The 12,304-nt window shown below is 72.2% G+C and carries 11 protein-coding genes; 7 read left to right on the forward strand and 4 right to left on the reverse strand.

What is annotated here, in order from left to right:
- The 4 genes from ABZ070_RS30250 to ABZ070_RS30265 form a co-directional block, all read left to right on the forward strand.
- A partial coding sequence (locus tag ABZ070_RS30250) for an acetate--CoA ligase family protein (protein ID WP_356638521.1) occupies window positions 1–1,045 on the forward strand: 1,045 nt, incomplete at its 5' end.
- A gap of 36 nt (window positions 1,046–1,081) precedes the next feature.
- Window positions 1,082–1,666, forward strand: a complete 585-nt coding sequence (locus ABZ070_RS30255; RefSeq protein WP_356638522.1) for a DUF5998 family protein — start codon at window positions 1,082–1,084, stop codon at window positions 1,664–1,666.
- The gene (locus ABZ070_RS30260; protein WP_356638523.1) at window positions 1,666–2,877 is read left to right on the forward strand and encodes a nucleotide pyrophosphatase/phosphodiesterase family protein; all 1,212 of its coding nucleotides are present in this window, start codon (window positions 1,666–1,668) and stop codon (window positions 2,875–2,877) included. The genes ABZ070_RS30255 and ABZ070_RS30260 overlap by 1 nt, the downstream gene beginning before the upstream one ends.
- Before the next feature lie 39 nt (window positions 2,878–2,916).
- Window positions 2,917–3,567 (forward strand): thymidine kinase, encoded by a 651-nt coding sequence (locus ABZ070_RS30265; protein WP_356638524.1) that lies wholly within the window; start codon window positions 2,917–2,919, stop codon window positions 3,565–3,567.
- A 483-nt stretch (window positions 3,568–4,050) separates the two neighbouring features.
- Here ABZ070_RS30265 and ABZ070_RS30270 read toward each other — a convergent pair whose 3' ends face one another.
- Window positions 4,051–4,824 carry a VOC family protein gene (locus ABZ070_RS30270; protein WP_356638525.1) on the reverse strand — a complete coding sequence of 258 codons (774 nt, stop codon included), beginning with the start codon at window positions 4,822–4,824 and terminating at the stop codon, window positions 4,051–4,053.
- Window positions 4,825–5,053: 229 nt separating this feature from the next.
- Between ABZ070_RS30270 and ABZ070_RS30275 the strand changes: the two genes are divergently transcribed.
- Window positions 5,054–5,884, forward strand: a complete 831-nt coding sequence (locus ABZ070_RS30275) for a sulfurtransferase (protein WP_356638526.1) — start codon at window positions 5,054–5,056, stop codon at window positions 5,882–5,884.
- A 51-nt stretch (window positions 5,885–5,935) separates the two neighbouring features.
- On the opposite strand, the gene sepH is transcribed toward ABZ070_RS30275, so the two are convergent.
- The 3 genes from sepH to ABZ070_RS30290 form a co-directional block, all read right to left on the reverse strand.
- Window positions 5,936–6,985 (reverse strand): septation protein SepH, encoded by a 1,050-nt coding sequence (sepH, locus tag ABZ070_RS30280; RefSeq protein ID WP_356638527.1) that lies wholly within the window; start codon window positions 6,983–6,985, stop codon window positions 5,936–5,938.
- Between the two features lie 690 nt (window positions 6,986–7,675).
- Window positions 7,676–9,004, reverse strand: a complete 1,329-nt coding sequence (locus ABZ070_RS30285; protein WP_356638528.1) for a D-arabinono-1,4-lactone oxidase — start codon at window positions 9,002–9,004, stop codon at window positions 7,676–7,678.
- Window positions 8,955–10,205 carry an MFS transporter gene (locus ABZ070_RS30290; RefSeq protein ID WP_356638529.1) on the reverse strand — a complete coding sequence of 417 codons (1,251 nt, stop codon included), beginning with the start codon at window positions 10,203–10,205 and terminating at the stop codon, window positions 8,955–8,957. Before ABZ070_RS30290 ends, ABZ070_RS30285 begins: the two co-directional genes overlap by 50 nt.
- 108 nt (window positions 10,206–10,313) lie before the next feature.
- On the opposite strand from ABZ070_RS30290, the gene ABZ070_RS30295 reads away from it, so the two are divergent.
- A complete protein-coding gene (locus ABZ070_RS30295) occupies window positions 10,314–11,441 on the forward strand; it encodes a ferrochelatase (protein ID WP_356638530.1) in 1,128 nt (375 codons plus the stop codon).
- 23 nt (window positions 11,442–11,464) lie between these two features.
- Window positions 11,465–12,304 (forward strand): inositol monophosphatase family protein (locus ABZ070_RS30300; RefSeq protein ID WP_356638531.1); only part of this gene is annotated, 840 nt, incomplete at its 3' end.

A 12,304-nucleotide genomic window follows, 5' to 3' on the forward strand; every position in this document is an offset into this window, starting at 1 on the left:
GTCGCGGTGCCAGAGCGAAACGGGCACCGCACCGGCGAGGCGGGCGGCGCCGGGCCGTGCCTCTGCTTCTGCCGGGGCGTCCGGTTCCGGAGCGGGGACGCCGCCCGCGGCCGGTCACGTCCCCGCCCCCCACACGCCCGCCCCCGTGCCACCTGACGACCGTGCCGCCGCAGCGCGGTGGATTCCTGCCTATCCCGCCGCCGAGCGGGCCGTGCGGGCGCTGGCCGAGGCCGCGCGGTACGCGCAGTGGCGGCGGTACGCCGCAGAGCCGGGGCGGGTGCCGGAGTACGAGGACATCGACGAGGCCGGGGCCGCCGCGCACATCCACCGGATGCTCGATGGGTCCGTGGATCACCGGGGCTTCGCCCTCGGCGCCGCCGACGCCCGCGAACTGCTCGCGCGCTACGGCATCCATGTGCGGCCCACACTTCCCGCGCCCGACGCCGACGCCGCCGCGCAGGCCGCCGTGGGCCTCGGCTACCCGGTCGCGCTCAAGACCACCGCCCCGCACCTGCGTCACCGCGCCGACCTCGGCGGCGTAAGGCTCGATCTGGCCGACGAAGCGCAACTGCGCCTGGCCTACCGCGAGTTGATTGACAGCCTGGGCAAGCCGGCCGAGCTGCAGCCCGTCGTCCAGGCGATGGTGCCCCGCGGCGTGGACACCGTGGTGCGTGCGGCAGTCGACCCCGCCATCGGCGCCGTGCTCTCGTTCGGGCTGGCCGGAGCGGCCTCCGAGCTGCTCGGCGACACCGCGCACCGGCTCGTCCCGGCCACCGACCGCGATGCCGCCGAGCTGATCCGGACCATTCGCACGGCACCGCTCCTGTTCGGCTGGCGCGGCTCCGCCCCCGTGGACACGTCCGCGCTCGAGGAGCTGCTGCTGCGCGTGTCGCGGCTGGTCGACGACCACCCCGAAGTGGTCGGCATCAGCCTCGAGCCGGTCGTGGTCGCCCAGCACGGACTCTCCGTGCTGGACGCGTCCGTACGGCTGGCGCCACCGCCGCCCCGTACCGACCTGGGCCCTCGTCGGCTCCCCAGCTACTGAGCGCCCGGGCCCCCAGGGCCCCGTAGGATGGACCGCATGGCGAAGACCGGTACGACGACCCAGGGGCTGCGCGCGGCGATCGAGCGCAGCGGCTACTACCCGGCACTCGTGGCAGAGGCGGTGGAGGCCGCCGTCGGCGGCGAGCCGATCGCGTCGTACCTGGTGCACCAGGAGACCACGTTCGACGCGAACGAGGTCCGGCGCCATGTCACGGTCCTCGTCCTGACGGCGAACCGGTTCATCGTCAGCCACACCGACGAGCAGGCCGCCGACTCGAGCTCCCCGACGCCGTACGCCACCACCTCCACCGAGTCGGTGAAGCTCGGCCGGATCTCGTCCGTCGTCGTCAGCCGCGTGGTCGCCAACCCCGAGTCGTACACCCCGGGGACCCTGCCCCGCGAGGTCGTCCTCACCATCGGCTGGGGCGCCGTCTCCCGTCTCGATCTGGAGCCGGCCGCCTGTGGCGACCCGAACTGCGACGCCGACCACGGCTACACCGGCAACTCCACCGCCGACGACCTCAGCCTCCGGGTCAGCGAGGCCGGTGACGGCCCGGACACGGTCCGCCAGACCCTCGTCTTCGCCCAGGCGCTCTCCGAAGCCACGGCAGCCACGCGCTGATGGCCCAGCCCGCCCAGACCGACCGGTCCGAACTCTGGCCGGACGAGCCCGTCCCGCTCGCCGTCGGCACCGCGCCCCTACCGGAGTACGGCAGCGGCTCGCTCGCCGATCTGCTTCCGACACTCGCCGCGGGCCAGGGTGTACCCGGCCTCGGCCAGGCGATCCCGGAGCTCACCCCGGCCGACCGGAACTGTGTGTTCCTGATCGACGGACTCGGCTGGGAGCAGATCAAGGCCCACCCCGACGACGCCCCGTACCTGACCTCTCTGCTCGGTACGTCGCGCGGCGGCACAGGACGGCCGATTACGGCCGGGTTCCCCGCGACCACCGCCACCTCGCTTGCTTCCGTCGGCACCGGCCTGCCGCCGGGCGCGCACGGTCTGCCCGGCTACACGGTGCGCAATCCGGAGACCGGCGAGCTGATGAACCAGCTGCGCTGGCGGCCGTGGAGCCCGCCGCAGGTCTGGCAGCCCTACCCGACCGTCTTCCAGCTCGCGGACCGGGCGGGCGTGCACACCGCGCAGGTGTCGTCGCCCGCGTTCGAGCAGACGCCGCTCACCAAGGTCGCGCTCAGCGGTGGCACGTTCCACGGTCGGCTGACCGGCGAGGAGCGGATGGACCTGGCCGCCGAGCAGCTGGCCGCCGGGGACCGCTCGCTCGTCTACACGTATTACAGCGAGGTCGACGGCAAGGGCCACCGTTTCGGTATCGACTCCGACGCCTGGCGCGGTCAGCTGATGTACGTGGACCGGCTCGTGGAGCGTCTCGCCGAGCAGCTTCCGCCCCGTGCGGCCCTTTATGTCACCGCCGACCACGGCATGATCGACATCCCCTTCGACGAGCAGTCCCGTATCGACTTCGACGAGGACTGGGAGCTGCGGGCCGGTGTCGCCCTGCTCGGCGGGGAGGGCAGGGCCCGCCATGTCTACGCCGTGCCGGGCGCCGCGAGCGATGTGCTCACCGTCTGGCGCGAGGTGCTGGGGGAGCAGTTCTGGGTGGCGAGCCGGGACGAGGCGATCGCCGCCGGCTGGTTCGGTCCCCGGGTCGACGACAGGGTGTACGCGCGGATCGGCGACGTCGTCGCCGCGGCCCACGACGACGTGGTGATCACCGCGTCCGTCAACGAGCCCAACGAGTCGGCGATGGTCGGCATGCACGGTTCCATGACCCCCGCCGAGCAGCTCGTACCGCTCCTCGAAGTACGTTCCTGAAAAGCCCTTCCCCTCAGACCCGAAAGGTCTCGACTTCCCATGCCCGAGCTGGTGTTCTTCTCCGGAACGATGGACTGCGGAAAGAGCACCCTCGCTCTTCAGATCGAGCACAACCGGTCCACCCGCGGCCTTCAGGGCATGATCTTCACCCGTGACGACCGGGCCGGTGCGGGCAAGCTCTCCTCCCGGCTCGGGCTCGTCACCGACGCGGTCGAGGCCGCCGAGGGCTTCGACTTCTACGCGTACCTCGTCGACCGCCTCTCCAAGGGCGGCCGCTGCGACTACGTGATCGCTGACGAGGCGCAGTTCCTGGCGCCCGAGCAGGTCGACCAGCTCGCCCGCGTCGTCGACGACCTGGAGCTGGACGTGTTCGCCTTCGGCATCACGACCGACTTCCGCTCCAAGCTCTTCCCCGGCTCGCAGCGGCTGGTCGAACTCGCCGACCGGGTCGAGGTGCTGCAGGTCGAGGCGCTGTGCTGGTGCGGTGCGCGTGCCACCCACAACGCACGCACCGTCGGCGGGGAGATGGTCGTCGAGGGGGCACAGGTCGTCGTCGGGGACGTCAACCAGTCGCCGGACGAGGTCGGTTACGAGGTGCTGTGCCGGCGCCACCACCGCCGGCGGATGACAGCGGCCACGGCCAGGGCAGCCGCCCTTTCACCGGACGTGCTGCCGGTGGCGTCGGGCTGACCCACGGGCCCGACCGGCAACCTCGGCCGGGGAGTGCCAGGGCCTCTCATGCGGATCATGCCGGGCTCGCGGGCCCTGGCTCCCCGGCAGCCTTCGGCGTGGGCGTAGCCCCCCTTCCCGCAGCCTTCGGCGCGGAAGGTGCCCCCACGCCGCGTTGTCGTCGGTCGCCATGGCTCCGCCATTGTCTCCTCCCCCTACGCCTTCGGCGCGGGAGGTGCCCCCACCTCCGCCTTGCGATCGCACGCACCAGACCCCTCCCCCTACGCCCCCTGCGGGTGTGAGGGGACCCCGCACTGATCCGGCCTGATCCAAACGAAAGACCCTCGCCGTGTCAGCGGCCGCATCCCGCGCCCTGGCAGTCCCCGCGGTCCGCGACGCGCTGACCGAATGGCTTCGCCCGGTCCATGAGGAGCCGTCCGGCGCACGCGCGGAGAACGGCTCCCCGTGAGGCGTCCCCACTCCGCAGTGAACGGTGCTCCTTCGTCAGCGGGCGTCCGACCGTACGATCCTGAATACCGCGCCCTCCTGGTCGGAGACGGTCGCCACGCGCCCGCCCGATCCCGGCCCGGGCGGCTCGATCACCTGTCCGCCCAGCTCCACCACCCGGTGGGCCGCCGCGTCGACGTCCTCCACCTCGAAGCACGTCATCCAGTGCGGCCCGCGACCGCGCGGCAGGGCCGGCCCCACCCCGTGCACGGTGGCCACCGGCCGGCCGTCGAGACACAGCGTGAGACGATCGAGCGCGGTGGAGTCGTCCGCCTTGGTGTCATAGCCGAAGACCGCGTGGTAGAACTTGCCGACCGACGCGGTCTCCCGGGTCAGCAACTCGTTCCACACGGGCGTTCCGTGGGTGCCGTGCACGGCGGTGCCCAGGTGTGCCGATGCCTGCCAGACGCCGAACACCGCGCCCGAGGGGTCGGAGGCGATCACCAGCCGTCCCGCCGTGTCGGCGTCGAGCGGCCCCACTCCAACCGTTCCCCCGCAGCTGCGGATCGACTCGGCGGTGGCGTCCGCGTCGTCGCTCGCCAGGTACGGCGTCCAGGCCACCGGCAGATGCCGGTCGGCCGGGAGGCGGCCGATGCCCGCGACCTCCTTGTCGCCGAGCATGGCGCGGACGTAGGGCCCCAGCTGGGTCGGGCCGGGAGAGAACTCCCAGCCGAACAGTCCTGCGTAGAAGTCCTGTGTCGCGTCAAGGCCGTGCACCATAAGACTCACCCAGCAAGGTGTGCCCGGCGTGGGCCGAGTCGCCTCGGTCATCGTCACTCTCTCCTCGGACCATCGTGGTGGCCGTACGGGGGGACCGGGCGCGGCGTGCGGGGATGTGCGTAGGCCGCTGCGCCCGAGCAGATGGTGTCACCCCTCGGGGCGCGGTGCGCCCGGGCCGCGCCGGATATGGCGGGTTCCCGCCGGAGGTTGCCCGTTTTATGGCGTCACATCCGCTTCGACGGCGTTACCGTGCGACACACGGGTGCGCGAGGATGGCGGTATGACTCCGATCATCTCCGCAGCCGATCTTGCGAACGAACTCGCCGGCCCGACGCCGCCGGTGCTGTTGGACGTCCGCTACCAGCTGGGCGGGCCGCACGGACGGCCCGACTACGAGGCCGGCCACATCCCCGGCGCCGTCTTCGTCGACCTGGAAGCGGAACTGGCCGGTCCACCCGGAGCGGGTGGCCGGCACCCGCTGCCCGACGTCGCGGCCTTCGGCGCGGTGATGCGAGCGGCGGGCGTCTCGCCCGACACGCCGGTCGTGGCGTACGACGGGGACAAGGGCTGGGGCGCGGCGCGCGTCTGGTGGATGCTGCGCTGGGCGAGCCACGGCGACGTACGGGTTCTCGACGGCGGACTCGCCGCGTGGACGGGACCGTTGGAGACCACGATCCCCGCCCCCGACGCGGGCACCTTCGAACCGAAGCCGGGCGCGCTGCCGCTGCTCGACGCCGACGACGCGGCCGCGATGGCCCGCGAGGGGCTTCTGCTCGACGCCCGCGCGGGAGAGCGCTACCGCGGTGAGGTGGAGCCCATCGACCCGGTGGCCGGGCACATCCCGGGCGCGGTCTCCGCGCCTACCACGGACAACCTCGACGCCGACGGCCGCTTCCTTGCGGCCGAGCAGCTGGCCGCGCGCTTCAGGGGGCTCGGCGCGGGGAGAGGCAGCAGCACCGTCGGTGTCTACTGCGGATCCGGTGTCTCGGCGGCCCAGCAGGCGGTGGCCCTGGAGCTGGCCGGCTTCGAGCCCGCCCTGTACGCGGGCTCCTGGTCCGAGTGGTCGCACAACCCCGACCGTCCGGTGGCCACGGGCCCGCAGCCGGGCTGACCACACGCAAAGGGCCGGCCCCTGCGGGCCGGCCCTTTGACGAACCGTTCGTCACTCCTGTTTCTTGCGCCGCGTACCGAAGACGATCTCGTCCCAGCTCGGCACGGCGGCACGGCGGCCGGGGCGGACGCCGTCCGCCTCGGCCTGCCGGTCCGTGGTGCCCGTCAGCCGATCGCGGTGACCCGCGACGGAACGCGGCATCAGCACGTCCGCGTACGCCGATCCGGCACCGGCCGACGCGGCGGGCGCGACCGGCTCCTCCTCGGCCTCCGGCTCCTGAGCCGGCTCGATGGCCGCAGGCTCCGGCGGCGCGGGCCGCTCCGGAACGACCATGTCACCGCGGAAGTTGGGCACGGCCTCCAACAGGCTCGTCAGTGAGTCCCGCTCGCCGTCGCCGTCCCCGTCGGCCGACGGCACAGCGGTGGCCGGGCGGTCCATCTGCCGGTCCAGGGCGCGGTCCAGCGGCCGATCCCTGGGCAGCCGCGCGATACGCGGGACGAACGGGAAGCTCGGCTCCTGCGCGATCGTGTCGTCGGTCTCGCCGATCAGAGCGCGCGCCTCGTCGTCGACGGCCTGGACGAGCCGCCGCGGCGGGTCGTACGTCCAGCTCGCCGAGTGCGGCTCGCCCGCCACCCGGTAGACCAGCAGGACCTCCCAGGTGCCGTCGTCGCGGCGCCACGAGTCCCACTGCACGGTGTCCTTCTCGGCGCCGCGCAGCAGCAGCCGCTCCTGCACCGCCTCGCCGAGCTGCGGTCCGGTGTTCTCACCGGGGCGGCGAACGGGAGTCTTGCGGGCGCGTTCCGCCATGAAGGCGCGCTCCGCGAGCACCGGTCCTTCGAACCGGCGCACCCGGTCAACGGGGATGCCGGCGAGCTGAGCGACCTCCTCAGCGGAGGCACCGGCGCGTATACGCGCCTGGATGTCGCGGGGGCGGAGATGGCTCTCCACCTCGATCTCGATCTGGCCGAGGCGGGCGCGGTCGTTGCGCACGGCTGCGCGCAGCCGTTCATCGATCGGAAGCGTGTACTCCGTGCTGTCCGCAGCCTTGAGCACCAGTCGTGTGCCGTCGTTGGAGACGGCCACGACACGCAGTTCGGGCATGGGGACCTCCCGGGTGGTGCCTGCCGACGTCACCTGCGTCGCTGCTTCCGCTAGTCGAGTGTGGCCTGCCCGGGTGCAGCCTGCCACAACCTTGCCGAGTTGCCCGGCGTGTCGGGCAGCTGCCCTGGATCGCCGTTATGGCACGGTTACCTATTTGGCACTCAGCGTGATCGGTCGGTCACTCCGAGTGATAGATCTCCGTGCTTCACCGCGGCGCCGCCGGATCGAGCGCCAATTTCGGCCCCCAACCTGGGGTCCCGACACCACGAGGGAAACCGGTCCCAGGGCTCGCCACAGTACTCCATTCGGGCCATGGGGGTGGACCGCCGCGCCGCCGAACTTCTCCAGGGGGGCGGGAGTTGTGTGCCCGAACGCGGGGTGACCAGGTGTTGTGCTCCACAGAAACGGCAGAAACGGAACTATTGACTACGCTCATATGTACTCCGCGAGGTCACGGCCCACCGCAGGACCCGGGCGGGGCAGTTGGTGCAGTCGGAGCCCCGAAGTGACGTGGGGGAGGGCGAGTTCTGCCCGGCGACCGCACACGGAACGGGGCAGGGCTGTAAGCGTCCGGCGGCCGCGGCCGTCGTCGTTTCCGGCATCGCCATGACCACCATCCACGCGCCGCTCACGCCCACCCCGATACAGGGACCGGACCGGGCGGAAGGCGCCGGCGACGGGCGGGGAGAGTCAGTCGCCCAGCACCCGGCGCAGGTAGGCGTTCTGGAACACCCGCTGCGGGTCGAGCCGGTCACGCAACGCGGTGAACTCGGCGAACCGCGGATAGACGTCGGCGAAGTAGTCCGCGTCCCGCGTGTGGATCTTGCCCCAGTGCGGCCTGCCGCCATGAGCGGTCATGATCCGCTCCACGGCGGTGAAGTACGACCGGTAGGGCGTGCCACGGTACATGTGCACGGCGACATAGGCGGTTTCGCGGTCCGACGCCGTCGAGAGCGTGATGTCGTCGGCGGGAGCCGTACGCACCTCCACCGGGAAGCTCACCCGCAACGGCGAGCGCTCCACCATCTCCCTGACCTCGCGCAGCGCCGTGACCGCCGCCTCCCGCGGCAGCGCGTACTCCATCTCGACGAACCGCACCCGGCGCGGAGATGTGAAGACCCTGTAGGGAATGTCCGTGTAGGTGCGGGCGGACAGCGCGCGGCTGGAGACCCTGGCGATCGCGGGAATCGCCGCGGGCACCGCGCGGCCCAGCGAACAGGCCACCTGGAAGGCGCCGTTGGACAGCAGTTCGTCCTCGACCCAGCCGCCGATCCGGCCGGGCGGAGCCGCCGGGCCCGCGCTGCGGTTGTTGCGCTTGGTGTTGCAGTTGCCGGTGTGCGGGAACCAGTAGAACTCGAAGTGCTCGTTCTCGGCGTGCAGCGCGTCGAATTCGTCGAGGACCCGGTCGAAGGTCATCGGCTCCTCACGCGCCGTCAGCAGGAAGACCGGCTCCACGTCGAACGTGATCGCCGTGATGACTCCGAGCGCGCCCAGGCCGATCCGGGCCGCCGCGAAGACCTCGGGGTTCTCCTTCTCCGAACAGGTCAGCACGGAGCCGTCCGCCGTCACCAGTTCGAGGCCCCTGATCTGGGCGGCCACGGACGCCGAATCACGTCCCGTGCCGTGGGTGCCGGTCGACACCGCCCCCGCCACCGTCTGCTCCATGATGTCGCCCATGTTCGTGAGCGACAGGCCCTCACGGGCGAGGGCCGTGTTCAGCCGCTTGAGTGGAGTGCCCGACTCCACGGTGACGGTCATCTGCGACCGGTCGATCCGCCGGATACCCGTCATCAGATCCGGGCGTATCAGCAGACCGTCGGTGGCGGCGATGGCCGTGAAGGAGTGCCCCGTACCGACGGTCTTCACCCTCAGACCGTCCTCCGCCGCCTCACGCACCACGTCGGCGAGTTCCTGCACGGAGGCAGGGCGCGCTTCCCGCGCCGGCCTGGAAGCGACGGTCCCCGCCCAGTTACGCCACTGGCTGTTCTCGCTCCTCCGGGTCCTGATCACGCTGCTCACGCTGCCCCTCCCGCGTCGGCACCGGCCTGCGCAGCCGGCGGTACCCCAGGAACGCCACCAGGGCCGCGAACGCTCCCGCAACGCCGGGCACCGCGTACCCCGCAGCAGCCCCTCGCGCGTCGACCACCCACCCGGCGGCCGAGGAACCCAGAGCGACGCCGACCGCGAGCCCGGTGCTCGTCCAGGACATGCCCTCGGTCAACTTGCTGCGCGGTACGTGCGCCTCGACGAGGGCCATGGTCGTCACCATCGTCGGCGCGATGGCAAGGCCCGCGACAAAGAGCGCCACGGCCAGGAACGGCAGGCTCCCGGCCAGTTGGAGGGGGATCATACTCACGGCCATCGTGCAGACGCCCAGCACCCACCTCCGGGCGGGCTCGCCCTTCAGGTGCAGCAGGCCGAAGACGGCGCCCGCGAGGCAGGAGCCGAGCGCGTACACCGCGAGCACCCAGCTCGCCGCGGCCTTGTGGCCCGACTCCTCCGCGAACGCCACCGTGACCACGTCGACCGCGCCGAAGATCGCCCCGGTGGCGACGAACGCGGCCACCAGCACCTGCAGACCGGGAGAGCGCAGCGCGCTGGCGCTGGTGTGCTCCTCCGCCGGATGCGGCTTCGGCTCCGTGGCGCCCTGCGCCGTCAGCCACCAGACGCCGACCAGCAGGAACGCGGCGGCGAGCAGCGGCCCGGCCTCCGGGAACCACAGCGTCGACAGACCGATGGAGACGATCGGACCGAAGATGAAGCACACCTCGTCGATGACCGACTCCACCGAGTACGCCGTGTGCAGCTCGCGCGGTGAACCCCGCAGCAGCGACGCCCAGCGAGCCCGGGTCATCGCGCCGATGCTCGGCACGCACCCGGCGGCGGCCGTGAAGACGAAGAGGGTCCAGTCCGGCGCCCCCTGCTGGGCGCAGATCAGCAGCCCGGCGACCGCGGCCATGGTGACCAGCGTGGCCGGACGCAGCACCTTGCGCTGGCCGTGACGGTCGACGAGGCGCGAGATCTGCGGACCGAGCACGGCCGCGGACAGGGCGAGGGTGGCCGTGAGCGTGCCGGCGAGGCCGTAGCGGCCGGTCAGCTCGGAGATCATGGTCATGATGCCGATGCCCATCATGGACAGCGGCATCCGGCCGACCAGGCCGGCGGCGGAGAACCCCAAGGCGCCGGGGGTGGCGAAGATCGCGCGGTACGGACTGGGCATTCGGGGACTCCGGTAAGGCGTATGAGCAGCCTTCACAGATTACGCGCCGACCGTCCCTGCGCGCACCGCGGTTTTTCCCGCGTGCGAAGGGGGTGGCAGGATCGCCCCATGTCCGATCTGCGTGATCCAGCTCCTTACGACGCCCTTCTGCTGCTCTCGTTCGGCGGCCCCGAAGGCCCGGACGACGTGGTCCCGTTCCTGGAGAACGTGACCCGCGGCCGCGGCATCCCCAGGGAACGGCTCGAGGAAGTGGGGCAGCACTACTTCCTCTTCGGCGGCGTCAGCCCCATCAACGACCAGAACCGCGCCCTGCTGGACGCGCTGCGCAAGGACTTCTCCGAGCACGGCCTGGACCTGCCGGTCCACTGGGGCAACCGGAACTGGGCGCCCTACCTCACTGACACCCTGCGGGAGATGGCCGTCGCGGGACACCGGCGCATCGCCGTCCTCGCCACCAGCGCGTACGCCTCCTACTCGGGCTGCCGCCAGTACCGCGAGAACCTCGCCGAAGCCCTGGCCACGCTCGAGGCGGAAGGTCTGGAGCTGCCGCGTGTGGACAAGCTGCGGCACTACTTCAACCACCCCGGCTTCGTACGCCCGATGATCGACGGTGTCCTCGCCTCGCTGGCCGATCTGCCGGAAGAGGTCCGCGCCGGCGCGCACCTCGCCTTCACCACGCACTCCATCCCCACGTCGGCGGCCGACTCCTCCGGCACCGCGGCCGAGCACGGCGACGGCGGCTCCTACGTCCGCCAGCACCTGGACGTGGCCCGGCTGATCGCCGACGCCCTGCGCGACGAAACCGGCGTCGCGCATCCCTGGGAGCTCGTGTACCAGTCCCGCAGCGGAGCCGCGCACATCCCGTGGCTGGAGCCGGACATCTGCGACCACCTCGAGGCGCTGCACAGGTCGGGCGCGCCCGCGGTGGTCATGGTCCCCATCGGCTTCGTCTCCGACCACATGGAGGTCCTGTACGACCTCGACACGGAGGCCACCGCGAAGGCCGCCGAGCTGGGCCTGCCGGTCCGCCGCTCCGCGACCGTCGGCGCGGACCCGCGGTTCGCGGCGGCCGTGCGCGATCTTGTCCTGGAGCGGGCCGCGACCGAGCGGGGCATCGCGGCCGAGCGCTGTGCGCTCGGAGCCCTCGGCGCGAGCCACGACCTCTGCCCGGTCGGCTGCTGCCCGGCCCGCGCGCCGAAGCCCGCGGCGGCCGGCGCCGACAGCCCGTACGCCTGAAGGAGACCTCAGTGACCGATCCCGTGACCGACCCGCTGACGTCCGAACTGCTGGCCCTCGCCCTGGAAGCCGCCCGTCAGGCCGGTGCGCTGCTCAGGGACGGCCGCCCTGACGACCTGGGCGTCGCCAGGACGAAGTCGAGCCCCATCGACGTCGTGACGGAGATGGACATCGCCGCCGAGAAGCTGATCACCGGCATCCTGGCCGAACACCGCCCGGACGACGGCTTCCTCGGTGAGGAGGGCGCCTCCACGGTCGGCACCAGCGGTGTCCGGTGGGTCATCGACCCGCTCGACGGCACGGTCAATTACCTGTACGGGCTGCCGACGTGGGCCGTCTCCATCGCCGCCGAGCTCGACGGGCAGACGGTGGTCGGCGTGGTCGAGGCCCCGATGCGGCGCGAGACCTTCCACTCGGTGCTCGGCGGCGGGGCGTACCTGAACGACCGGCCCGTGCGGTGCCGGCCGGCGCCGCCGCTCGACCAGGCGCTGGTCTCGACAGGCTTCAACTACGTCCACACCGTCCGCGCGCACCAGGCGGACATCGCCCAGCGGCTCATCCCCCGGCTGCGGGACATCCGGCGCAGCGGCTCGGCGGCCATCGACCTGGCGGACGTCGCGGCCGGCCGCCTGGACGGCTACTACGAGCGCGGTCTGAGCCCCTGGGACATGGCGGCCGGCGACCTGATCGCCCGCGAGGCCGGCGCACTGACCGGGGGGCGCCCGGGGGAGCCGCCGTCCGGCGCGCTGACGGTCGCTGCGACACCGGGCGTGTTCGAACCCCTTCAGGCGCTCCTGGACCAGCTGGGCGCCTGGGCGTTCCGTACCTACCGCCGCAAGCCGCTCATCATCCCCGTGATCATC

This window comes from Streptomyces sp. NPDC006283 (assembly GCF_040613325.1).
Taxonomy (GTDB): Bacteria; Actinomycetota; Actinomycetes; order Streptomycetales; family Streptomycetaceae; genus Streptomyces.

Coding starts and splice junctions, on each gene's coding strand:
- sepH (WP_356638527.1), bottom strand. CDS start 6,985: ATGCCCGAACTGCGTGTCGTGGCCGTCTCCAACGACGGCACACGACTG.
- ABZ070_RS30260 (WP_356638523.1), top strand. CDS start 1,666: ATGGCCCAGCCCGCCCAGACCGACCGGTCCGAACTCTGGCCGGACGAG.
- ABZ070_RS30255 (WP_356638522.1), top strand. CDS start 1,082: ATGGCGAAGACCGGTACGACGACCCAGGGGCTGCGCGCGGCGATCGAG.
- ABZ070_RS30265 (WP_356638524.1), top strand. CDS start 2,917: ATGCCCGAGCTGGTGTTCTTCTCCGGAACGATGGACTGCGGAAAGAGC.
- ABZ070_RS30290 (WP_356638529.1), bottom strand. CDS start 10,205: ATGCCCAGTCCGTACCGCGCGATCTTCGCCACCCCCGGCGCCTTGGGG.
- ABZ070_RS30275 (WP_356638526.1), top strand. CDS start 5,054: ATGACTCCGATCATCTCCGCAGCCGATCTTGCGAACGAACTCGCCGGC.
- ABZ070_RS30270 (WP_356638525.1), bottom strand. CDS start 4,824: ATGACCGAGGCGACTCGGCCCACGCCGGGCACACCTTGCTGGGTGAGT.
- ABZ070_RS30295 (WP_356638530.1), top strand. CDS start 10,314: ATGTCCGATCTGCGTGATCCAGCTCCTTACGACGCCCTTCTGCTGCTC.